Origin of the sequence: Luteitalea sp. (genome assembly GCF_022842525.1) — a bacterium.
Lineage (GTDB): Bacteria > Acidobacteriota > Vicinamibacteria > Vicinamibacterales > Vicinamibacteraceae > Luteitalea.
In genome coordinates this window covers 1-23,141 of sequence record NZ_JALHPM010000016.1, presented here as the reverse complement: position 1 = coordinate 23,141, position 23,141 = coordinate 1, and the positions used below count along the sequence as shown (strand labels likewise).

Here is a 23,141-nt window from a genome sequence, read left to right as displayed (position 1 = left end):
CCGCTCGTCCTACTTCGGCTGGTTGGCCGCAGCCGCGGTGCCGGAGGCCGGCGCCGGCACGAGCCGCGCGATGCGGTCCGGCTGGTTGAAGGCGATGTAGATGGCGCCATCGGGGCCCATCACCACGTCGCGCAAGCGACCGACGTTCTTGAAGAGCACTTCCTGGGTGATGCCGGCGTCGGTCATCTCGAGGCGACGGAGTTCCTGCGCCGCCAGCGACCCGAGGATCAGGTTGCCCTTCCAGCCCGGGAACTTCGTCCCCGTGTAGAAGCCGATCGACGAGACGGCGATGGACGGCACCCAGTACGTCAGCGGCTGCTCCATGCCCGGCGCTGCCGTCTTGTCGGTCATCGGCGTGCCGTTGTAGTTCATGCCGTAGGTGATGACCGGCCAGCCGTAGTTCTTGCCCTTCTCCACCAGGTTGAGCTCGTCGCCGCCGCGCGGGCCGTGCTCGACGTCGTAGAGCGCGCCGGTGGTCGGGTGCATCGCCAACCCCTGCGGATTGCGGTGCCCGTAGGACCAGATGCTCTTGATCGCATCGGCCTTGTCGACGAACGGATTGTCCTTGGGGATCGATCCGTCCTCATTGATCCGGTGCACCTTGCCGTTGGGGCGCGTCACGTCCTGCGCGTCGAGCTGCTGACCGCGCTCGCCGATCGAGAAGTAGACGTGGCCCTTGCCGTCGAACACGAACCGGGTCCCGAAGTGGACGTTGCCGGTGCGGTAGGTTGCGGCGGGCGCCTTGAACAGGGTCTGCAGATCGGTCAGTGCGTTGCCCTTCAGCTTGGCGCGCACCACCACGGTCATCGCCGAGTCGTTCTCGCCGGGATCGCTGTAGGACAGGTAGATCCAGCCGTTCTTCGCGTATCCCGGGTGCACGGCGACGTCGAGCAGGCCGCCCTGGCCCTTGGACCACACGGCCGGCACGCCCTGCACGGGCTCTGGCGCGAGCACCCCCTTCGCATCGGCGAGACGCAGGGCGCCGCCCTTCTCGGTGATGAGCATGCGGCCATCGGGGAGGAAATCGAGGCCCCACGGCGCGGTCACGCCCTCGACCACGGTCTCGAGCTTGAAGGCGTGCTTCTGGCTCTGGACGACGACATTGGCCGCGGGGGCGGCATACCCGGCACCAGCGGCCTTGGCCTTGCCGGCGGTCTCGCGGATGTAGACGACCATCGCCCGAATCTCTTCGTCGCTCAGCAACCCGCCGAAGGCCGGCATGCCGGTGGCGACGCGCCCGTTCTTGATGGCCGCCGCCAGCGAGGCGTCGTCACCGTTGCCCGACACCCACACATCGTCGAGCATGCTCGGCGCCTGGGCCCCGGCCATCGTCGGTCCGTGGCAACTGGCGCAGACGTCGGTCCAGACCTTGGCGACGTCCTTCTTGGGCGCAGGGGCCTGCGCGAGCAACAGGGGGGCGGCGACGAGCGCACCGGTCCCCGCGACGAGGGCAGAAAGGCGAAGCAGCATCCGGGTAGCGTAGCAGAACAGGAGACGACTTCGTCAAAGCGCCAAAAGGGCAAACAGGGCAAAAAGGGCGAAACGACACCACCGAAGGTTCAAGACCGAAGTCTCCAAGACTTCAAGACTTCACGACCTGCGGTGACCTTGAGACTTCCGTTTTCCGTCTTCCGTCTTCCGTCTTCGGTCTTCGGTAGTGTCTTTTTGCCCTGTTCGCCCTGTTTGCCCTTTTGTCCTTTCACTAGACGCTGTCCGTGTACCACCGTTTCAGTGGCTCGTAACTGACGCCCAGGTGGTCGAGCGCCTCCTTGGGCGCGCCGGTCCATGTCGGCACGAACGTATTGCCCTTGTACTCGAGGTCGGCGATCCCGATCTTGCTCGTGAAGAAGCCGGTGGCGGTGAGATCGCGGACGGCCGCGAAGAAGCGGACGCCGTGCGAGTGCTCGGGCTTGGCCTTGGCCGGGTAGGCCAGCGCATCACAGATCGCCGCCTGCTGGGCGGCGGTGCCCTTCACGAAGGGCTGCGCGAACTGGCGACGGCACTCGCTGTCGAGCCACTTGATCCCGCCGCGCATCAGCAGCTGGCGATCGGGCTGATCGACCATCATGAAGTCGATGAACTCCGGCACGCCGGCCTCGCTGGCGTCGCCCGAGCGCTCGTCCTTCGGGATGATCAGGTTGGCCAGCGCCGTCACGGTCGCCATCTCGTGCGCCGTGAAGTACTTCGGCTTGTACGGCCCCGCCTTCGCGCCTGCGGCGCTGCGGCGGGCTTGCTGCGCATGCTGGTGCGCCTGCTGGGCCTCGGCCTCGGTCCAGGCGATGCCGGCCATCGCCGGGGCGGCGCCCAGCACCTTCAGCATCTTGCGTCGATTGAAGTTGTCCATGTGTCGTGTCCTCTGACGGCCGGCTCGGAGAGCCGGCCCTACCCTAGATGGCGAGGGCCTTGCGCTGCTCGGCGATGTAGTCGCACGTGCGCCACGCCAGCGCCATGATCGTCCACGTCAGGTTCTTGTCGGCCTGCGACACGAACGGGCCCGCGTCGGCGACGAACAGGTTCTTCACCTCGTGCGCCTGGCAGTGGGCGTTGAGCGCGGAGGTGTTCGGGTCGTTGCCCATGCGGACCACGCCCGCCTCGTGGATGATGCGACCGCCGGCGGCCAGCCCGTAGTCCTCGTCGGGACCAGGGATCTTGCCCAGCACTGTGCCGCCCATCTCCTCGATGAGCGCCTTGAAGGTCTCCATCATGTGCTTGGCCTGGCCACGCTCGGCGTCGCCGAACTTCCAGTGGAACCGCGGCACCGGGATCCCCCACTTGTCGACCACGTTGGGGTCGATGTCCATGTAGGTGTCGTCGTTGGCCACCATCTCGCCGCGGCCGGCAAAGCCGATGGTCGCGCCCCAGAGGCGACGGTACTCGTCCTTGAGGCCCTTGCCGTAGCCACCGCCGGAACCGCCCGGGTGCCGATCGATACCGCCCATGAAGCCGAAGCCCGGCATGCGCCGACCACCGCCTGGCTCGATGTGGTAGCCGCGCGGGAACGGGAGCTTGTCCTTGACGTTGTTCAGCCACCACGGCATGTAGAGGTGCATGCCGCCGGTGCCGTCCTCGTTGTGGTTCGGCATGCCGACCAGCTTCGGGATGAAGCCCGAGAGGCTCGCGCCGGTGGAGTCGGTCAGGTACTTGCCGACGACGCCGCTGCCGTTGGCCAGGCCGTTCGGGAAGCGTGCGGACTTCGAATTGAGCAGCAGCCGCGCCGACTCGCAGGCACTCGCCGCGAGGACGACGATGCGGCCTTGCACCGTGCGCTCTTCACCGGTCGTGGTGTCGACGTACGAGATGCCCGTCGCCTTGCCTTCGGCGTTGCTGAGGACCTCGCGCGCCATCGCCCCGGTGACGATGGTCAGCTTGCCGGTCTTCATCGCTGGCGGCAGGAGGACGGTGGGCGACTGGAAGTTCGAGTGGGTGGTGCAGCCGCGGCCACACTGCGCGCAGTAGTGGCACGCCGCCCGCCCGTTGAGCGGACGCGTGAGGATCGACAGGCGCGACGGCACGCAGGCAATCTTCAGCCGGTCGGCGGCCTGCTTGAAGTACAGCTCGTAGGCGCGCGGCAGCGGCGGCGGCTGGAACTTGCCGTCCGGCTCGTTGTGCAGCCCCGTCTCGGCGGCGTGGTTGCTGCCAAAGATGCCGACGAACTCGTCGAGCTTGTCGTAGTAGGGCTTGATGTCGTCGTAGGTGAACGGCCAGTCGTCGCCGAGCCCATCGAGGCTCTTGCGGCGGAAGTCGTCCGGTCCCCACCGGAGCGAGATGCGCCCCCAGTGGTTGGTGCGGCCGCCGAGCATGCGGGCGCGGAACCAGTCGAAGGTCGATCCCTTGCCGGCCGTGTACGGCTCGCCGGGCAACTCCCAGCCGCCCCACGCCGCATCGAACTCACCGAACGGCCGCTCGGTCGGCGCGCCTCTGCGGGGCGACTCGTAGGGCCAGCCCAGCATCTTGCCGTCGCGCGCCTGATCCCAGACGGGACCGGCTTCGAGCATGCAGACTTCAGCGCCGGCTTCGGTCAGGACCTTGGCGGCGATCCCGCCGCCGGCCCCCGACCCGACGACGACGACGTCGTAGACCTTCGGTGAACGGATGACTTGCATCGTGAATCATTCCTCGGAGAATCGCAGAAACCGCCGAATAATCGGCAGTGTACATCGGGTCAAAGTCGAAAGGGCCAAGAGGGCAAAACGACACCACCGAAGACGGAAAGACAAAGGTGAACGACGAAAGGCTTCAAGGCTTCCCCGCTTTCACCTTGCGGACACGACCTTTGTACTTCGGTTCTGTCGTTTTGCCCTTTTTGCCCTGTTCGCCCTTTTAATCTTTCGACAACGGCTGCTGCTGGGTGACGCAGTGGATCGACCCCATGCCCCACACCAGCGGCTCGCACTGAATGGGTACGACGCGATGCGCGGGAAAGAGATCCTGCAGGATGCGGGTGGCGACCGCGTCGTTGGCGTGGCCGTACATCGGCGCCAGCACGACCTGGTTGGCGATGTAGAAGTTCGCGTAGCTGGCCGGCAGCCGCTCGTCGTCGGCCATCACGTAGCCCGGCATCGGCAGGGTGACGATGCGCCACGGGGCGCCGTCGAGCTGCCGGGCCGCCTGCAGGCGCGCCAGATTGTCGCGAAGCGGACCATGATTGGCGTCGGCCGGGTCGTCCTCCACCACGGTCACGATGGTGTCGGCCGCCACGAAGCGCGTGATGTCGTCGATGTGTCCGTCGGTGTCGTCCCCCTCGATGCCGTCGCCGAGCCAGAGCACCTGCTGCACGCCGAGATGCAGGCGCAGGCAGGCCTCGAGGTCGGCCTTCGACAGGTGCGGATTCCGGTTCCGATGCAGGAGGCACTGCTCGGTCGTCAGCACCGTGCCGGCGCCGTTGACGTCGATCGAGCCGCCCTCGAGCACGATGCCCGGCTCGAATCGGGTCACCCCGGCGAGCCGCTCGAGTCGGGCGGGCACCGAGGCGTCACGCATCAGGCTCTCGTACTTGCCGCCCCACGCGTTGAAGCCCCAGTGATTGAACGCCAGCTGCCCGTCGGGGCCGAGCAGGAAGTTCGGCCCGTAGTCGCGGATCCACGAATCGACCGTCGCGAGGACGATCAGCTCGAGATTGGCGGTGTGCGCGGCACGTCCCCGGCAGCGCTGCCGGACGTCCTCGGCCACCTCGGGGGTGTCCACCAGCAGGCACACGCGCTCGTGCGGCGTGAGCGCGTCGATGAACTGCAGGAAGATCTCCTGGGCCTGCGGCACGCGATCGGGCCACGTCACCGGATCCTTCGGCCAGGTCAGCCAGGTGGCGGCGTGCGGATGCCACTCGGCGGGCATGCGGTAGCCGCGCGCGGCGGGTGTCGCGGGGCTTGCCCCGCCGGAGCCGGAACGGTCCATGGGGGCCACGAGCACTGGCGACGGGCGAAGGCGGGTCACGGTTCGATGAGCCGCTGGGTGATGGGCGCGTAGGCGTCGATGCGGCGGTCGCGCAGGAACGGCCAGTTCTGCCGGGTCTGCTCGATCAGGGAGAGATCGCACTCGACCAGCAGGGTCTCTTCGCTGTCGGCCGAGGCACGGGCGAGGATGCGGCCGAACGGATCGGCGACGAACGACTGCCCCCAGAACTGCAACTGGCCCTCGAGCCCCACCCGGTTGACGGCCACCACGAAGACGCCGTTGGCGATCGCGTGGGCGCGCTGCGCCGTCTCCCACGCCGAGTGCTGGGCCTCGTTCATCGCCGCGTGCTCACCGGGCAGCCAGCCGATGGCCGTCGGGTAGAAGAGGAACTGGGCGCCCTGCAGGGCGGTCAGGCGTGCCGCCTCCGGGAACCACTGGTCCCAGCAGACGAGCACGCCGCAGTTGCCGCGCGTCGTCTCGTGCACGCGGAAGCCGAGGTCGCCCGGCGTGAAGTAGAACTTCTCGTAGTAGAGCGGGTCGTCCGGGATGTGCATCTTCCGGTACTTGCCCACCACGCTGCCGTCCTGGTCGAAGATGACGGCGGTGTTGTGATACAGCCCGGCGGTGCGGCGCTCGAACAGCGACGCAATCAGCACGACCTTGTGCTTGCGCGCCACCTTCGCCAGTGTCCGCGTCGTCTCGCCGGGAATGGGCTCGGCGAGCTTGAAGAGCGCGGTGTCCTCGGTCTGGCAGAAGTACTGCGAGGCGAAGAGCTCCTGCAGGCAGACGATCGTCGCCCCCTGCCTGGCGGCCTCGCCGATGCGGCTGATCGCCTTTTTCAGGTTCTTCGCCGGGTCGGGCGCGCAGGTCATCTGGACGAGACCGACGACAGGGTTGGGGGTCTTCTTCTTGGCCATAGTTCGTCACTGGGTAGGGCCGGCTCTCCGAGCCGGCCGAGAAACAACGCCGCGCGGATGACGGCCCGCTCGGAGAGCGGGCCCTACCCGCTGCATCATCGGGTCCTACCCGCCGTAGTACTGCGCGCGCTTCGCCTTGAGGAACTCCGCCGATCGGGTCAGTTCGTCGAGGCCGTTCATGCCGTCCTCGATGGAGATCCAGCCGTCGTAGCCGACCTCGGCGAGGAGACGGAAGATCGTGTCGTAGTCGTTGAGCCCCTTGCCCGTTTCGCCGTGCTTGAGCGCCGCACTGTACCCGGTACTGCCATCGGCCTGCTTCAGGTCCTCGAGGGTGGCGCCGTCGGCCAGGTAGCGGTCCGAGGCATGCATGCTCACCACGCGGTGCTTGACCTTCTCGAGGAACGCGAGCGGGTCGTAGCCGCCGACCAGCGCGTTGGACGGGTCGTACTGCACGCCGAAGTGCGGGTGGTCGATCTGGCCGATGATCTCGAGGAAGACGTCCTCGGCCTGGGCGAACTCGGGGTACGTCCAGTTGCCGTCCTTGTAGTGGTTCTCCATGCACAGCACGACGTCGCGCTCGGCCGCGTACTCGAGCGACGCGGTGATGCCCTCCACCGTGCGCCGCACCCCCTCGCTGCGACTCATGCCCGGCAGACGCTGACCGCTCAGCGTGCGGCAGTGGCGCAGGCCGAGCGCCACCGACATGTCGATGGCGTCACGCTGCCGCTGCACCTGCCGCGCCCGTTCGTCGGCGTCGGGGTGCGTGAAGTCGGGCGAGAAGCACAGCAACGAGGACACCTGCCCCGTCTCCTCCATCACGTCCCGCACGCGCCTGGCAGCGTCCGGGCCGAGCGGCGTCAGGAAGCCGTCGTAATGCTCGATGCCCTCGCCGCCGAGCGCCTGGGCATCACGCAGCCACTGGAGGTAGTCCATCTGGCCGGCACACAACTCGTCGAAGTAGCACTTGGGGAAGACCGAGATTTTGGGAAGCATCGAACAATTCAAAGTTCAAAATTCACAATTCAGGAAGAAAAAAGAACAAAGAACGAAGGATGAAGGATGAAGGATGAAGGATGAAGGAATTGCCTGGGAGCGCGACGCCGGCTGGCGTCGCGCTACCAGGCCGGTGGCGCCCCAACCGGGTACTGCTCCAGGTCCATGACCGAGCCCGTGACACAGGCGGCCGCATCCGACACGTAGTAGGCGACGGCGAAGGCCGTGTCGGCCGGCTCCAGGAGGCGTCCGAACGGTCGGGTCTTGACCGCCTCGGCGACCCACTCGTCGCCCTTGCCCTCCTGCTCGCGCTTGACCTTCTCCTCGCCCTCGGTGAGCGTCCAGCCGACGTTGATCTGGTTGACGCGGATCTTGGCGGTGTTCAGCTGCGCCGCGGCGTTGCGCGTCAGCGTCATCAGTCCGCCCTTGGCCGACGAGTAGGCCGTCAGCTTCGGCTCGCCGATGTAGGCGTTGATCGATCCGATGTTGAGGATGGCGCCGCCGCCCTGCCGCTCGAGATGCGGCACCGCGGCCTGCATCAGGAAGAACGGCGCCCGCAGGTTGATGGCGTGAATCCGATCCCAGTCCTCGATGGTGGTCGAGCGCACGTCACCGCGGGAGGTATCGGCGGCGTTGTTGACGAGGATGTCGAGGCGGCCGAAGTGCGCGGCGGCCCGATCCACGAGCGCCTGGCACTGGCCCGCGTCAGTCAGATCGCAGGCCTCGAAGGCCGCCCGCCCGCCCAGGGCCTCGATGGCCGCGACGACCTCGGCCCCACGCCCCTCGGACCGTCCGTTGACGATGACCGCGGCGCCGAGGGCGGCCAACTGGAAGGCGATGCCCTTGCCGATGCCGGACGTCGACCCGGTGACGAGCGCCACTCGCCCCGTGAGGTCGAGCGCGCGTGAGATGGAGGGAACCGTCGTGTCAGCCATGATGCGTCGCGTGTGTCCGGCAGAGCCGACCCTGTTGGCTCCGCACTGCATTCTGAATGGTGAACTCTGAATTCTCCGTCAATCGACCGGATCGTAGACCCGTCGCAGCGGCTTGCGCCGACCGGCGCCGCCACTGACTTCAATCTCGACGGCCAGTCCGCGGGGCGACGTGATCGCGAACGTCTCCTCGATGGACACGCCATCGTCCAGGTGGGTCTCGCGGACGAGTCGGCCTTTCTTCCAGCGAGTCTCGGTCTCGACCGTGCCGTTGGTGGCCTGGTGCTTCTCGGTCCGGCCGTTGGTCCGGTAGCGCACCGTCCGGCCATCCTCGAACGTGAAGGCGACGACGGCGGCATCCTGGACGATCGTGAAGCGCCGCACGGGCTCCAGCAACTCGCGCAGCAGCTCCATCCGCTGCTTCCGGGTCTCGGGATCCACAGGGAGGCCGGCGCCACCCATGCCCCCGGGCGACCCGAACCCGCCCATCGGCTGACGGCCCGGCATCCCGAAGCCGCCCATCGGACCACGCGGGGCGTCCCCTTCTCCCCCGCCGGTCCCGCCGACATCGCTGGCGTCGGCATTGAGGCGCCACGACCCCGACAGGTCGGGCGGAGCCTGGGCCACCGCGAGACTCGCGGCAGCGATGACGATCAACGAAGCCAGCAGCAGGGGACGGCGCATGTCACTTCAGACGTTCGCGGCCGCGCGTGAGCTTCCACGCGGCGTCGGCAGTCAGCGCTGCGGGCCCTCGGGGCCGTGCGGCAGCAGGATCGACTTGATGACCTGACCGCTGTGCATGCCCTCGAATGCCTCGTGCCAATGCTCGAGGTCGGTGCGCAGGCCGACGACCTTCTCGGCGCCCGTGCGCCCGGCGCTCAGCAGGCTGATCACGCGCTCCCACACCGGGTAGTTGTGACTGAACGACCCGTGCAGCTTGACGGCCTTCTGCACCAGCGGATTGAGGTTGATCGGCACGAGGTCGGGCGACCAGCCCACCTTGACGACCGTGCCGTCCGGCTTGCACATCTGCAGCGCGGCGTCCAGCGGCCGGCTGGCCCCGGAGGCGTCACAGACGACGTCGGCGCCCAGCGGATCGAGCGACCGCACGACCTCCTCGAGCGACTGGTTGTCGACGTCGACCACATGCGTGGCGCCGAGTTCGCGGGCCACCTCGAGTCGCGCGCGATCGGCCGCCCGGCCGGCGACGATCAGCGGATAGGCGCCGCTGAGCGCTGCCATCTTCGCGCAGAGCAGGCCGATCGGCCCGGGACCGAGCACCACCACGACATCGCCGGGCTTGATGTCGGCGTTGACGCACATCGACTGGTACGCCACGCTGTGCGGCTCGGTCAGGCAGGCCAGGTCGAACGGCAGACTGTCGGGGATGTGATGCAGGCAGCGCGCTGGCACGCGGACGTACTGGGCCATGGCGCCATCGATGCCATAGCCGAAGCCCTTGCGCGTCGGGCACAGGTTGTAGCGACCCGTGCGGCAGAGCAGGCACTCACCGCAGATGTAGGCCGCCGTCTCGCTGACGACCCGGTCGCCTTCCTTGAAGCCCTTGACGTCGCGCCCGAGCTGCGCCACGACGCCGCCGAACTCATGCCCGAGGGTGACGGGCGCGTTGACCGGCCACGAGTGGGTCAGGTACGCCTGATGGACGTCGGAGCCGCAGACCGAGGCGGCGCCCACGGCCAGCAGCACGTCGGTCGGACCGATCTCGGGCACCGGCACTTCGCGCAGCGCCACCTGCAGCGGCTGGTCGAGGCCGAACTGGACGACGGCTGGTTGCATCGCGCCCATCTACTTGCCCTCCCGTGGCAACCGCGTGCCGTCGGCGGCCCAGCGCTTCAGCGGCGTCTTGCGGATCTCGGTGCTGATCTCGCGGAGCACGGTGTGCAGGTCGTTGCTCGAGGTCTTGAACTCGTTGGCATCGATGACCAGCGGCGCGCCGAGCACCACCAGGGGCGCGCCGTGCGCCGGGCACTCGATGGCCTGGGGAATCGTCAGCCCCCCCACCGCCTGCACCGGCACATTGACGGCCTCGACGACGGCATCGAGCTCGTCCATCGGGCTGAGCCCCTTGACCAGTCCGCGCTCGTCGAAGCCGATGTGGTGGATGATGTAGTCGCAGCCCAGCGACTCCAGCCACTGCGCGTTCTTGACGCGATCCTCGGCCACCATGTTGTCGCCCATCACCTTGATGCCGTAGTGGCGCGCAGCATCGACGACGCGGCGCACGGTCGCTTCATGCGCCCGCCCCATCACCACCACCAGGTCGGCCCCGGCCTTGGCCATCATCTCGGCCTCGAGATAGCCGCCATCCATCGTCTTCAGGTCGGCGACGATGGGGTGATTGGGGAACTTCGCCCGCAGCTTCTCGACGGCATGGAGGCCCTCGCCGAGCAGCAACGGCGTCCCGGCTTCGAGCCAGTCCACGCCCGCCTCCACGGCAATGGCCGCCGTGTCGAGGGCTTCGTCGATGTTGGTGAGGTCGAGGGAGATCTGGACGATGGGGAACGTCAGCGAATCGAGGCGAGACACGGGGGCATTCTACTGAAATGCCGCGATGCCGGGAATGCCGAATGCCGGAAGGCCGGGAGCGCTCCCGACTGACCGGCATTCGGCATCGCCGCATGTCGGCATTACGAGATCGTCTCTGCCCTGTACCCGCCCCTGGCCCGGTCGGCCATGTAGATCGCCCCGAAGATGACCACCAGCAGCAGCGGCAGCGCCGACCAGATGGGCAGCACCTGATCGGTGCCGTAGGTGGCGCTGAGCCAGCCCATGATCGGCCCCGAGAGCGCCGTGGCGAAGCTGCCGGTGGCGCCGATGACGGCCATGCCGAGGGCGCCCGACCGCGGGAACCGCTCCGAGGTGATGCCGATCATCGTCGGCCACCAGAAGGCGATGCCGACGGCGAACACACCGGCCCAGGCGAAGGCCGCGGTGACGGTGGCTGCGTGGCTGAACATGTACAGCCCGAACGACGCCACGATGGCGCTGACGGCGATCAGGCCGGTGGGCGCAATCTTGTGCGAGATGTTGTGGCCGAACTGCCGCATCAGGTACATCACCATGTTGATCCAGACCACCTGCAGGATGCCGGCCTGCGTCGCGCTCTGGGTGACGCGGTTGAAGATGGTGGGAATCCAGCTGCCCGCGCCGAGCTCGGTGCCGGCGGTCAGGATCATGCAGAACCACACCAGGATGAACAGCGGCCGCGTCAGGTCCTTGAACATGTCGCCGAACGGCACGCCGGCGGCCTCGCGTTCGGTGGCCGGGAACTTCTGGCCCATGAACATCACCAGATAGATGACCGACGGAATCAGCAGCGTCAGCGTCTTGGCCTTCCAGCCGAAGCCGGCCTGGGTCATCGCGAACGCCAGCACGCCGCCGATGACGATGCCGCCCGGGAACCAGGCGTGCAGCGTGGTGAGTTTGGAGGTCTTGTCCTGCGGGTAGATCGTCGCGATCAGCGGGTTGATCGCGGCTTCCACGAAGCCGTTGGCGACGCCGACGACGACCGTCGACAGGAAGAAGGTGGTGAAGTTGGTCGAGAAGACGGTGAGCAGCGCGCCGACGATGTGCCCCGCCGCCGCCAGACGCATGATCGTGCCCATCCCGAGCAGGTCGCACAGCGGCCCCCCGAACAGGATCGACAGGCCGAAGCCCCAGAACGCGGCAGTGGCCACCCACCCGGTCTGCACATCGGTGAGGCTCAGGTCGACCTGCACCTGCCCCAGGATGTCACCGCGGATGGCAAAGGACATCGCCGTGGCAATCAGCGACACACAACTGGCGATGAAGAGACGACGTTGGTTCATGGCGATGCGCGAGGCCCCCTGCGGATGACCGGTCCCTGAAGCGCCGCCGTCACCGGCGCGAAGCGCCCGGACGCGGCTGTCACTGTCGGATTTCGGGGCACAGCATACAACGGCTTCCGCCTTCGCCTTCGGCTTCGGCGGACACGTCACTGCCGGCCTTCGGCCTTGGGCCGTGAAACCTTCCCCCTTCTCCCTTCCACCATTCACCTTCCACCTTCCACCTTCGGCATTCGGCATTCGGCATTCGGCATTGCAGGTTTACACTCCCCCCATGTCCTGGATCGACGAGTACGTGAAGGCGGGCAAGGCCCTCGACGTGACGGTGACCCTCAGCGAGCGCCTGGCGCCGTGGCCAGGGCAGGAGGTGTGGGAGTTCTCGCCCCTGCTCCGCATGGACAAGGGCGACGTCTGCAACGTGTCGATGTACCGCGTGTCGTGTCATGCGGGCACCCACGTGGACTCGCCATGGCACTTCGGGATGAGCCCGCAGACGCTGGAGTCGATTCCGCTCGACCAGATGATCACGCCGGCCCGGGTGATCGACCTGACGCACGTCGCCTCGGCCATCACGAAGGCGGACCTCGTCGGCAAGATCGAGGGGGCACGCGCGGTGCTGTGCAAGACGACCAACTCGGGCACGCTCGAGAGCGGGGCGCCCTTCAACACCGAGTTCGTCTACATCGCCGAAGACGCGGCGAATTACCTCGTCGACTGCGGCGTGCGCACCGTCGGCGTCGACTACCTCTCGGTGGAGGGCTTCCACGCCCCCGAGCCGGTCACGCACCGGGCCCTGCTCGGCAACGACGTCTTCATCGTCGAGGGGCTGGACCTGTCGAAGGCCGCGCCTGGCGAGTACCTGTTCGTCGTGCTGCCGCTGAAGGTGGAAGGCGCCGACGGCTCCCCGGCGCGGGCGGTGTTGCTGTCGTAGCAGGCGTCAGGTGTCGCGTTTGCCCGTCTCGGCGTCGTCAGCCTCGGCGAGGTGCGACAGCAGCGCGCGCATGTCCTCGGCGAGCGCGCGAGCGGCGGCCGCCGATCCCGTCCGCCACTGCGCGCCGATCTGCGTGACGGACAGACCGTCGAAGTAGGCCAGCCTCACGGCGGGGCCGCCGATGGCCGCGGGGGCCGCCGGCGCCGGTGTCGGTGACGGTCTCGGTGACAGGGCGCTCCGCCGCGCCAGCGCGCCGTCCCGCACGCGGAACGTCAGCCAGGTCCGGGCCGAGGTGCCTTCGATGGCCAGGCGGTCCGGATACTCCCAGGCCTCCGCGAAGACCGTCGCGACGACGTCTTCGGCCTCAGCCGCGCAGGCGGGATGCTCGCGCAGGATGCAGGAGGCGAGAGCAAAGAGGCACGGACCATGCCGGTCGTACAGCGCCGCCAGCGCGTCCGCATCGCGGGCGCGCAAACTGATCACGAGGGCCGGGTCCGATAGCGCGCGCAGATGCACGAGTGCGCCCTGCAGCAAATGACGCGCCAGGCGTTGTTCTCGGCACATGTGCGACGGATAGGGCCCTGGCGCGAGATGCCCACGTACCTCGGGGCGCCAGGTGCACTCCGACCGGACAGCTACGCGGGGACCGGCCTCGCCGGCAACGTCAGACAGACCGTCGTGCCGCCGGCCTCGGGGCTCTCCGCCCACACGGTGCCGCGGTGCGCCTCGACGATGCAGCGCGAGATGTAGAGCCCGAGTCCGAGACTCCAGCGCTGGCTGGGATCGGCCTGCCAGAACCGCTCGAAGACGGTCTCGAGCAGGTGCTTCGGGATGCCCGGGCCACTGTCGCGCACCGACAACTGGACGTCGCCGCCCTGGCGAGCGCCGCGCACGACGATCCGGCCGCCGTCGGGCGTGAACTTGATGGCATTGGAGACCAGGTTGGTCATCACCTGGAGGACCCGCACGTAGTCGAGCGTCGCGTGCAGCGGCCGCTCATCGATTTCGACGGCGAGATCGATGCCCCGCGCGGCCGCAACGGCGGCGAAGGTCTCGGCCGCCTCCGTGACGAGGGCCGCGACGTCCGCCTCGCTCGGCGACATCGACAGCTTGCCGGCTTCGATGCTCGCCACGTCCACCAGGTCGCAGATGAGCCGGTTCATGCGGGCCGCGTAGCGCTGGATCCGCTCGGCCTGGGCGACCGCCTGCCGGCCGTCCTCCGAGTCGGAGGCCTGCATCGCGAGGACGGCCGCCGCGTTGACGATGCCGCCGAGCAGGCCGCGTAGGTCGTGACTGACCATGCCGAGGAAGTCGTCGCGATTGCCCAGCGCATCGTCCCAGATCGCCCGCTCGGTCAGCAGGTGGCGGTCGGTCTTCTCGCGTTCGAAGGGGATCAGCGCCCGCAGCGTTGCCGAGGTGCGCTCGCGCTCGAGACGCAAGGTCTCGTCGGCCGTATCGCGCTCGTCCTGGACGATGGCGTCCTCGGTGTCGCGTGACTGCTCCACCGCGCGGCGGCTCATCACCGGCTGGCCGGTGCGGGCGTCCAGGTGTTCGTCGGCCTTGTCCCGCGCGGCATCGAGGACGGCGTCGGCGTGCTCGCGCGCCACCGCGATGATGGTGTCGGCCTCGTCCTGGACGGCCTGCTGCCGTTCGGCCAGGGCGCGGTCGGTCTTCTCACGCTCCGCCCGCAGCGACACATCGGTCTGCTGGCGCACCGCCTGATTGGTGTCGCCCGTCTCCTTCGGCATCTGGTCTCCCCGCCCGGCGCGGTCCGGGACCAGACGTCACCATACACCCCTTTCCCGCCTCAGACCGCCGTGGTGGCCTTCGCTGGTCGCGGATACAGCAGGATGGCGACCAGATAGCACAGCGCGATGGCGACGAGCAGCACGCGGTAGCCCGTCACCAGCGCGAGGTACTCGGCGACACCGCCGAGCATCGCGCCCAGCAGGTTGGCGCCATAGGCGTACGCGACGTTGTCGGTGTGCTTCAGGCTGCCGCTGAACAGCAACCCGGCGAGCAGCACCGGGCTGAACGTCAGCAGCGAGTAGAACGCCGTCTCGGCCGCCAGCGACCCGAACCCGATCGCGCCGATGGGCAGCAGGTAGGCCAGCAGCAGCACCAGCATCAGCGGCACGCCGACGGCCCACGGGTTGATGCGCGGCAACCGTCCCGCCAGCCACGCGCCCAGCGCCGCCATCACGAGCACCGACGCGATGGTGGCCGAGGCCACGACCCACGTCGACCCCCAGATCAGCGCGAACTGCGTGATCGCCTTGGTCTCGAGAATCATGAAGCCGGCACCGAGCACGAAGAACGGCACCAGCGGGCCGATCCGCACGGCCTCACCGGCCCGGCGCCCCACCAGCGTGAGCGTCCCGACCACCGACACCACCGACAGGACCAGCAGGCCGAGCAGCGCCCAGGCGTAGTGCGTCGGCAGGTGCGGCTCCCGCATGTACAGGAACGGCCAGTCGTCGGTCGCCGGGCGAATCGAGGCATCCCGATCGAGCGGCAGTCCGGGACTCACGACGTCGGGGTGGTTGTAGGCCGCCACCTTCTCGGGCGGCGACGGCCAGTTGGCCACGGTCCTGACCCCGGGGCCGGCAATCATGACGCCGAGATAACCGTGCTCCTTGTGGATGTGGACCTTCGGCTCCTCGTCGAACACGTTGCGGGCCGAGTTGGCCAGGCGGTCGACGAGCCACTTCTCGCGGAAGTAGTTGTAGACCACGAGCACGCCGTTCGGCTTGAGCCGCGCCTTCGCCGCCCGGAACGCCTCCTCGGTGAACATGAAGCTCTCGAGGCGCACCGCGGAGAACGACGACTGCAGCGTCAGCGAGTCGATCAGCGCGAAGACGACGAGGTCGTACTGCTTCTCGCTCGTCCGCAGGTAGTGCCGGGCGTCGTCGGTCACGACGGAGACGCGCGGATCCGTGTACGGGCCGTCCGGGTGGTACTGACGGCCGAGGCGCACGATGACGGGATCGATCTCGACCGCGTCGACGCGTTTCGCGCCGTGCTGCAGCGCCGAGGCCACGTCGGTGCCCGACCCCGCGCCCAGGATCAGCACGTCGTCGAAGCGATCGCCGAACACCTGATACGGCCACTGGTAGAAGTACTCCTTCTCCCGGACCGGCGCCATCGACTGGTGGAAGATGTTGTTGACCTCCACCACGGTTTCGTTGTCCTTCGTGTGCGCCGTGATCTTGTAGTACGGCGACCACATCGTGTCGCCGGACAGCTGGTGCGCCACGCCGAGCGAGACGCCGAGCAGGACCATGCCGACCGAGGCCCACACGCGCCCGAGCTGCAGCACGAAGGGCACGGCACCCGCGAACGCCAGGCCGAACCACACGACCGGGGGCGTCTGCAGGGCCGACAGCGTGCCGAACGCGATCACCCCGGCGAGGCTCCCGGCCAGGTTGACGAGGTAGGCGCGGAGCGGCGCGTGGGCGTTCATCTCGCGCCCGAGTCGCTGGGCCAGGGTCACGAACAGCAGCGCCACGGCGATGCAGAGCAGCGGCAGGAACCAGGTGCTCTCCACCGGGACCACGGCGTCGCTGGTGCCACTCGAGAAATAGATGCTCTCGGAGGTCTGCGGCACGGCGATGTCGATGCGCCCGGCCGCGACGGCGACCACCAGCAGCACCTGGACCAGCGGAAACCACTTCAGCAGGTTGGTGCGCAGCGGGGCCAGCAGGCAGCCGACGCTGATGCCGAGGAAGCTGGCCAGCAGGATGAAGTTCGAGAAGTACGCCAGCAGGCGGATGTACGCCGGCATCCACCGGATCAGCGCGACCTCGAGGAACAGGACGACGAAGGAGATGAGGAAGAGGGGCCAGAGGGCCCCCCGCTTGGTCTCTACCATCCGAGGATGCGCGCGAACATGAGGGGAGCGACGATGGTGGCGTCGGACTCGATGATGAACTTCGGCGTGTCCACCCCGAGCTTGCCCCAGGTGATCTTCTCGTTGGGCACGGCGCCCGAATAGGACCCGTAGCTCGTGGTCGAGTCGCTGATCTGACAGAAGTAGCCCCACAGCGGCACTTCAGGCCGCTGCAGGTCCTGGTGCAGCATCGGCACCACGCAGATCGGGAAGTCGCCGGCGATGCCGCCGCCGATCTGGAAGAAGCCGATCGACGAGCGCGGCGCGAGCTCCTGATACCAGTCGGCGAGGCGGATCATGTACTCGATGCCGGTGCGCACCGTGTGGACGTGCTTGACGTCCCCGGCGATGCAGTGGCCGGCGTACATGTTGCCCAGCGTCGAGTCCTCCCACCCCGGGACGATCATCGGCAGCTGGCGCTCGGCCGCCGCCATCATCCACGAGTCCTTCGGGTCGATCTGGTAGGACGGCGCGAGCACGCCGCTGAGCAGAATCTCGTACATGAACTCGTGCGGGAACAACCGGGTGCCGGCCTGGTCGTGCTGCACCCAGCGATCGAGCACCGCGGTCTCGATCCGTCGCATCGCCTCGTGTTCGGGGATGCAGGTATCGGTGACGCGGTTCAGGTGCCGGTCGAGCAGCGCCTGCTCGTCGGCGGGTGTGAGATCGCGGTAGTTCGGCAGCCGCACGTAGTGGTCGTGGGCCACGAGGTTGAAGACGTCCTCTTCGAGATTGGCCCCGGTGCAGCAGATGCCGGTGACCTTGCCCTGGCGGATCATCTCGGCGAGCGAGCAGCCGAGTTCGGCCGTGCTCATCGCCCCGGCGAGGGTGACGAGCATGGACCCGCCCGCATCCAGATGGGCGCTGTAGGCATCGGCCGCGTCCTTGAGGGCCGCGGCATTGAAGTGCCGGTAGTGGCGATCGATGAATTGCGAAATCGGTCCGGACATAGTCCTCGTGACAGCCCGTTCGGAGAACGGGCCCTACCCCACCTAGGTGAGCTTCTCGGAGCGGGCGTCGAAGCCGACGACCTTGTTCTTGCGGTACGCGGTGACGCCGCCGCCGATGGCCGCCATGGCCTTGTAGCCGAGATCGGCATCCAGGTTCGGCTTCTCGCGGCTGCGCATGGCGGCCAGGAAGTTGTCCATGTGCGGGTGCTCGCCGCGCACGAACGGCTGGACCGGGATGCGCAGTTCCTCGGCGCCGGTCTTCTTGACGAAGTCGTCCTTGTAGTCGCGATCGGGGATGACGACCATCTCGGTGTTCTGGAAGCTCTCGCTGTCCTCCGCCACCATGATCGTGCCCTGCGACCCGTGGAACACCAGAGGCGCGCCCTTGCCGCTGGTCACCGAGCAGGCCAGCTGCATCGTCCAGTCCGGGTAGTCGACGTTCATGAAGAACGTGTCGGGCACCTCGCGGTCCTTCTGGACGTAGATGCCGCCGCCGGCGGTGATGCGCAGCGGGAACTCCGGGCCGACCGCCATCAGGATCGGCGAGACCGTGTGGTAGAAGAGGTCGGTCGCGATGCCGCCCGAGTAGTCCCAGTACTTGCGCCACCGGAAGTAGCGCGCCGGGTCCCAGTCACGCTTGGGGGCGTTGCCCAGGAAGGCCTTCCAGTCGAGATTGGACGGATTGGCCTCGGGGTCGATCTTGTAGTTCCACTCGTTGCCCCGCTTCGTGCTGTTGCGCCCGAAGCCGCCCGACGCCCAGACCACCTCGCCGATCAGGCCATCCTCGATGGCCTTTTTCGCCTTGTGGAAGTGGTCGAGCGAGGTGTACTGGCTGCCGACCTGCAGGATGCGGCCGCTGGTCTTGACGTACTCGGCGATCTTGCGCGCCTCGTCCACCGTGTAGGTCATCGGCTTCTCGAGGTAGACGTCCTTGCCCGCCTCGAGCGCCGCCATCGCGTGCGCGTAGTGCCAGTGGTCGGGGGACGAGATGACCACGGCGTCGATGTCGGGCCGCTGCACGAGTTCGCGATAGTCGTGGTAGACCGCCGACGCCTCGACGCCCGTCTTCTCCTGCGCGAGCTTCTTGCGGGTCTCCCAGATGTCGTTGACCGCGATGGCCTGCACGTCCCCCTTGGCCTTGTTGCGGCTCATCACGTGGGTGATGTGGGAGTTCATGCGGCCGCCGCAGCCCACGAAGCCGACGTTGATGCGGTCGTTGGCGCCCAGCACGCGGCTCTTGGCGGGGGCAGCCATCGGGCGCGCCGTCGCGGCGGCCGGGGCGATGGTCCCGGCGGCGGCAACGGCACCGGCGCCCACGGTACGGATGAAATCGCGTCGGGTGGTCGATGGAGTCACGTCCGCTTGTCCTCTCTGAAGGTCCGCCGTCGCCGCGTGGCGCCTGTGCGCCGAAGCCTTGGCGAAGGCGCACATTGTATCCTCATCGGGATTGTCCCTGCCGCCCCCCGCCACGCCTCCCGACGGCCCCCCGCCCGCGCCAGTCCCGGTTCCGTCGAGCGGACTGCGGCGCCTCGGCGCGGCGCTGCTGTCGCGGGACTTCCGCATCCTCTGGCTCGGCGCCTTCACCTCCACGATTGGCACGTGGATGCAGAAGATCGCGCAGAGCTGGCTGGTGCTGTCGTTGACGGGCTCGGCGTGGTACCTCGGGCTCGACTCGTTCCTCGGCGAGCTGCCGATCCTGGTGTTCACGCTGGTCGGGGGCGTCATCGCCGACCGCCACAACCGACGGCTGCTGCTCATCAGCTCGCAGGTGGTGCAGCTGTCGTCGGCGGCCCTGCTCGCCGGCCTCGTCTGGTTCGACGTGGTCCGCATCTGGCACGTGCTGCTGCTCTCCTGCCTGACCGGGCTCGCGCAGGCCTTCGGCGGGCCGGCCTATCAGTCCCTGGTCCCGTCGCTGGTGCCCAAGCAGGACCTGCCCAACGCGATCGCCTTGAACTCCATCCAGTTCAACCTGTCGCGGGTGATCGGCCCCGTGCTGGCCGGCCTGGCGCTGGCCTCGGTCGGTATCGCGGCCTGCTTCGGGTTGAATGCGCTGTCGTTCCTGGCGGTGATCGCCGCCCTGAGCATCCTGCGGGTGCCGCACGTCCGGCCGCCCTCCCCCAAGCCCATGCTCACCGAGATGCAGGGCGGGTTGCGCTACGTGCGCAACGACCCCACGCTCGTCTCGCTGATCATCGTCGCCGCGGCGTCGACCTTCCTCGGCTTGCCGATGCAGACGTTCCTGCCCGTGCTGGCCCAGCAGGTCTTCGGTGAGGGCGTGGACACGTACAGCCGGATGATGTCGTTCTCCGGGGCGGGCGCCGTGACGGGGGCGCTGGTGGTGGCGTGGCTCGGCCGCTTCGACGGCATGGGCCGGGTGCTGCTGGTGCTGCAGGCCGTCTTCAGCCTGCTGGTCATCGCCATCGCCTGGTCGCGATCGATGCCGCTGACCTACATGCTGCTCTTCGCCGCCGGCGTGTCGACGATTATCACCACGTCGCTGGTCACGTCGCTGGTGCAGCTGGTGGCGCCCGACCACATGCGGGGACGCGTGCTGAGCATCTACATGGTGGCGTTCCGCGGCGGCATGCCGCTCGGCAGTCTCGTCAGCGGCGCCCTCGTGTCGCGGGTCGGCCTGCCGCTCGTGCTGACGGTCAACGGCGCGCTGCTCTGCCTCGCCGCGATGTACTTCCTCACCCGCAAGGAGGGTGTCGTCCGTGTCTGATCGTGCACGCCTCGTGAGACTCGGCAGTCTGGCCATGGCCCTGGGCGTCGCCCTCGGCGCCTTTGGTGCCCACGGCCTGAAGTCCACGCTCGCGCCCGATCTGCTGGCCATCTACGAGACCGGCGTGCGCTACCACCTCGTGCACGGCCTCGGCGTCTTCGTCGCGGCCTGGCTCGCGGGCGAGGACCAGACCCGTGCGGCCCGCCTCGCAGGCGTCCTGTTCATCATCGGGATCCTGGTCTTCTCGGGCAGCCTCTACCTGCTGGCACTGACCGGCGTGCGCGCGCTCGGCGCGATCACGCCGATCGGCGGCGTGGCGTGGATCGCCGCCTGGACGATCCTCGCGCTGCGGGTGCGGATGCGCTGACATGACGGCCGGCTCCACCTCCGCCACCGCTGCGGCGGACAGGTCGGAGAGCCAGCCCTACCCGGCCCATCGACGTTCCTTGTTCAGTGGTCGCCGGCCCGGCAGACCCACCACACCGCCACCTGGCGCGCGTCGTCTCCAGGCGCACAGGGCTCGGTGCCCACGATGACGGCGGCCGGCCCGGCGCGCAGCGCCTGACGCGAGTACTCCGCAATCCGGATCGCGGACGTCGGCGACAACTGCACCTGTTCCCGCGACAGGAAGTCGACGTGGTACGAGACCCAGTACGACGCCCACCCGTAGCGGTCGCCGTGCGCGACGAGATCGTCGGCCAACTGGCGGTACGCACTCGGTGGCGGGTCGGTCCGATACTCGTGGAGCAATCGGAGATGGCTCCACCCCATCGCGCCGGCCCACACCACGATCGCCGCCCCCATCACCTGCAGCCCGAGGCGCCCGCGCGACGTCCCTGCGGTGCCTGCCGCACCGCGTGCGGCCGGGTCCGTCTCCTGGCAGACGCCGAACGCCAGTGCCGTCAGTCCGACGGGCGCGAGAGCGAGCAGCAGGTGATAGCGCAGCGTGACGAGACTGCGAATGTCGCAGCCCGTCGCGACGCCACCCAGGCCACACAGCCCAGTGACCACGAGCATCGTCGGCAACAGCACGCGGTGGTCGGACGGCGGCCACCAGCCCGACAGCCCCCGGCGCCGCTGCCACACCAGCCCGAGCGCGAGCACGACCGCGCCAGCCGCCGGGATGACGGCCCATGGCGCGCCCGTGGGTCGGGCCGACAGGATCAGGTGGCCCGGGGCCTGCGTCTGCACGCCGAAGAACGTCGGGACGTTGTGCGCCACCAGCCAGCCCAGGTTGCCGACCACGTGTCCCGGTGCCAGGCACACGCTGCGCGCCACGAGATCGACGTTGGTCACCCCGTCCTCGAGCCTGGGCGGCGCAGCGTCCGGCCCGAACATCGAGGCCGTGTGTCGCAGCAAGGTGACGCCTTGCCTGGCGCCGAGGAACACGAGCAGCACCACGCACCAGTGCGCCGCACGACGGCGCGACCACAGTTCGCCGCTCCATGCCTCGATCGCCACGATGGCGACCACGGCGAACAGCGTGAACTCCCGCTGCAGGAACCCGAAGGCGAAGAGGAGTCCGAAGGCGACCGCACGCCGTCGCAGCAGCCACAGCAGCAGCGTGTACAGGAGCGGCTCGATCGTGCCGCCCTGCGCCTGGACCATGCGGCTCGCCGTCACCGGCGGCAGCACGGCGAACCACGACGTGGCCACGGTGGCCTGCCAGGCCCGGAGGCCGGCCTCGCGCACCAGGAGCCACACCAGCAGTCCGCCGGTCGCGACGTTGAGGATCAGCAGCGGCAGCTTGAGCGCGAAGACGGACGGCCCGGTGACGAGGAAGACGAGAGCGGCCATCCAGGCCTGCACCCCCATCATGTACAGCTGGCCGTAGAAGAAGAGCGGCCAGGCGCGCCCTTCGGACAGATGCGTCGCCATCAGCCCGACAATGGCCTGATCGGCGTCGAAATCGGCCTGCTCGTAGTGGAGAAAGACGAAGGAACGAAGGACAATCAGCGCGGCCGTGACCAGCACGGCACACCAGATCACGAGCGATGACGAGGCACGAGAAGGCGTGAACACGAGGCAGGCGGCACCGCTCACCGGTGCCACAGACGGCGCGGCGGCGGCCTCGCGCATTGTACGCATCGTCGCGGCGACGTGGCCGCTGGTGGCGATGGCGGTCGTGCTCGCGACCGTCGCGCTCGCGGTGCCGCGGGACGCCTGGCTGCCCCTGTCTGCGGGCCCCGCCGACGCAGCCGAGTGGCAGCGCGTGCCGAGTGGGCCGATGGCGTGGCTGGCCAACGGGCAGATCCGCCTCGGACAGACGCTCTTGCCGGGCGACCCGGTCGGAGGCGCCATCGCGGTCGCCGCGGGGACGTCCGCCGCCGCGACCGGCGTGCTGGCGGTGGTACTCCGGTCCGCGGGCCTCTCGTCACTGCTGGCCGCGCTCCTGGCGCTCGTCGCCGTGGCGGCACCCGTCGGCGGCTGGCAGGCCGCCTCGCCGCTGGCCGCGGGTCCGGCCGCGTTGGCCAGCGCGTGCCTGCTCTACATCACCGTGCGCCGAGGCACGTCCGTGCGCGTCCGCCATGGCGGCCGTCTGGTCGTCGCCCTGGCTCTTCTCATCGTGGGCGCCGAGCTGGTCGGCGG

The 23,141-nt window shown here is 68.5% G+C and carries 20 protein-coding genes and 1 pseudogene; 4 read left to right on the top strand and 17 right to left on the bottom strand.

The features are described from left to right. Nucleotides 1-9: 9 nt before the first annotated feature. The 11 genes from Q0C41_RS05330 to Q0C41_RS05280 all read right to left on the bottom strand — a co-directional run bounded on the left by Q0C41_RS05330 (nt 10) and on the right by Q0C41_RS05280 (nt 12,063). Nucleotides 10-1,470, bottom strand: a complete 1,461-nt coding sequence (locus Q0C41_RS05330; protein WP_291981625.1) for a PQQ-dependent sugar dehydrogenase — start codon at nt 1,468-1,470, stop codon at nt 10-12. A 232-nt stretch (nt 1,471-1,702) separates the two neighbouring features. Continuing rightward, on the bottom strand, nt 1,703-2,344 hold the full coding sequence (locus Q0C41_RS05325) for a gluconate 2-dehydrogenase subunit 3 family protein (RefSeq protein WP_291981624.1): 642 nt from the start codon (nt 2,342-2,344) through the stop codon (nt 1,703-1,705). Nucleotides 2,345-2,387: 43 nt separating this feature from the next. Next, nucleotides 2,388-4,103 (bottom strand): GMC family oxidoreductase, encoded by a 1,716-nt coding sequence (locus Q0C41_RS05320; RefSeq protein WP_291981622.1) that lies wholly within the window; start codon nt 4,101-4,103, stop codon nt 2,388-2,390. A 217-nt stretch (nt 4,104-4,320) separates the two neighbouring features. After that, on the bottom strand, nt 4,321-5,430 hold the full coding sequence (locus Q0C41_RS05315) for an agmatine/peptidylarginine deiminase (protein WP_291981620.1): 1,110 nt from the start codon (nt 5,428-5,430) through the stop codon (nt 4,321-4,323). Beyond that, the gene (locus tag Q0C41_RS05310) at nt 5,427-6,308 is read right to left on the bottom strand and encodes a carbon-nitrogen hydrolase (protein ID WP_291981618.1); all 882 of its coding nucleotides are present in this window, start codon (nt 6,306-6,308) and stop codon (nt 5,427-5,429) included. Before Q0C41_RS05310 ends, Q0C41_RS05315 begins: the two co-directional genes overlap by 4 nt. A 105-nt stretch (nt 6,309-6,413) precedes the next feature. Next, complete coding sequence (locus Q0C41_RS05305; RefSeq protein WP_291981616.1) at nt 6,414-7,301, bottom strand: sugar phosphate isomerase/epimerase; 888 nt, start codon at nt 7,299-7,301, stop codon at nt 6,414-6,416. Nucleotides 7,302-7,423: 122 nt separating this feature from the next. Further along, nucleotides 7,424-8,236, bottom strand: coding sequence for an oxidoreductase (locus Q0C41_RS05300; protein ID WP_291981614.1), 813 nt, complete (start codon nt 8,234-8,236; stop codon nt 7,424-7,426). Between the two features lie 78 nt (nt 8,237-8,314). Next, entirely contained in the window at nt 8,315-8,917 is a 603-nt protein-coding gene (locus tag Q0C41_RS05295) for a hypothetical protein (RefSeq protein WP_291981612.1), read from the bottom strand. A gap of 51 nt (nt 8,918-8,968) precedes the next feature. After that, nucleotides 8,969-10,030 carry a zinc-binding dehydrogenase gene (locus tag Q0C41_RS05290; RefSeq protein ID WP_291981611.1) on the bottom strand — a complete coding sequence of 354 codons (1,062 nt, stop codon included), beginning with the start codon at nt 10,028-10,030 and terminating at the stop codon, nt 8,969-8,971. A 9-nt stretch (nt 10,031-10,039) separates the two neighbouring features. After that, nucleotides 10,040-10,780, bottom strand: coding sequence for an orotidine 5'-phosphate decarboxylase / HUMPS family protein (locus Q0C41_RS05285; protein WP_291981609.1), 741 nt, complete (start codon nt 10,778-10,780; stop codon nt 10,040-10,042). 101 nt (nt 10,781-10,881) lie between these two features. Beyond that, on the bottom strand, nt 10,882-12,063 hold the full coding sequence (locus Q0C41_RS05280) for a sugar MFS transporter (RefSeq protein ID WP_291981607.1): 1,182 nt from the start codon (nt 12,061-12,063) through the stop codon (nt 10,882-10,884). 271 nt (nt 12,064-12,334) lie between these two features. Here Q0C41_RS05280 and Q0C41_RS05275 point away from each other — a divergent pair, with 271 nt between their 5' ends. Further along, complete coding sequence (locus Q0C41_RS05275) at nt 12,335-12,991, top strand: cyclase family protein (protein WP_291981605.1); 657 nt, start codon at nt 12,335-12,337, stop codon at nt 12,989-12,991. 6 nt (nt 12,992-12,997) lie between these two features. Here Q0C41_RS05275 and Q0C41_RS05270 read toward each other — a convergent pair whose 3' ends face one another. From Q0C41_RS05270 to Q0C41_RS05250, 5 genes are all read right to left on the bottom strand, one after another. Further along, entirely contained in the window at nt 12,998-13,555 is a 558-nt protein-coding gene (locus Q0C41_RS05270) for a sigma factor (RefSeq protein WP_291981603.1), read from the bottom strand. Nucleotides 13,556-13,626: 71 nt separating this feature from the next. Next, nucleotides 13,627-14,739: a HAMP domain-containing sensor histidine kinase gene (locus Q0C41_RS05265; protein WP_291981601.1), complete on the bottom strand. Its 1,113-nt coding sequence runs from the start codon at nt 14,737-14,739 to the stop codon at nt 13,627-13,629. Nucleotides 14,740-14,798: 59 nt separating this feature from the next. After that, entirely contained in the window at nt 14,799-16,862 is a 2,064-nt protein-coding gene (locus tag Q0C41_RS05260) for a hypothetical protein (protein WP_291981600.1), read from the bottom strand. Next, nucleotides 16,856-17,830, bottom strand: a complete 975-nt coding sequence (locus Q0C41_RS05255; RefSeq protein WP_291981598.1) for a deoxyhypusine synthase family protein — start codon at nt 17,828-17,830, stop codon at nt 16,856-16,858. The genes Q0C41_RS05260 and Q0C41_RS05255 overlap by 7 nt, the downstream gene beginning before the upstream one ends. Before the next feature lie 42 nt (nt 17,831-17,872). Continuing rightward, a complete protein-coding gene (locus Q0C41_RS05250) occupies nt 17,873-19,186 on the bottom strand; it encodes a Gfo/Idh/MocA family oxidoreductase (protein WP_291981596.1) in 1,314 nt (437 codons plus the stop codon). A 91-nt stretch (nt 19,187-19,277) separates the two neighbouring features. Here Q0C41_RS05250 and Q0C41_RS05245 point away from each other — a divergent pair, with 91 nt between their 5' ends. Both Q0C41_RS05245 and Q0C41_RS05240 read left to right on the top strand, forming a co-directional pair. Continuing rightward, the gene (locus tag Q0C41_RS05245; protein WP_291981594.1) at nt 19,278-20,552 is read left to right on the top strand and encodes an MFS transporter; all 1,275 of its coding nucleotides are present in this window, start codon (nt 19,278-19,280) and stop codon (nt 20,550-20,552) included. Between the two features lie 34 nt (nt 20,553-20,586). After that, a complete protein-coding gene (locus Q0C41_RS05240; RefSeq protein WP_367079142.1) occupies nt 20,587-20,919 on the top strand; it encodes a DUF423 domain-containing protein in 333 nt (110 codons plus the stop codon). An 83-nt stretch (nt 20,920-21,002) separates the two neighbouring features. Here the strand turns inward: Q0C41_RS05240 and Q0C41_RS05235 are convergent, their stop codons facing one another. After that, complete coding sequence (locus tag Q0C41_RS05235) at nt 21,003-22,631, bottom strand: hypothetical protein (RefSeq protein WP_291981590.1); 1,629 nt, start codon at nt 22,629-22,631, stop codon at nt 21,003-21,005. Nucleotides 22,632-22,662: 31 nt separating this feature from the next. On the opposite strand from Q0C41_RS05235, the pseudogene Q0C41_RS05230 reads away from it, so the two are divergent. Continuing rightward, a pseudogene (locus Q0C41_RS05230) lies at nt 22,663-23,141 on the top strand (hypothetical protein); the annotation flags it as partial.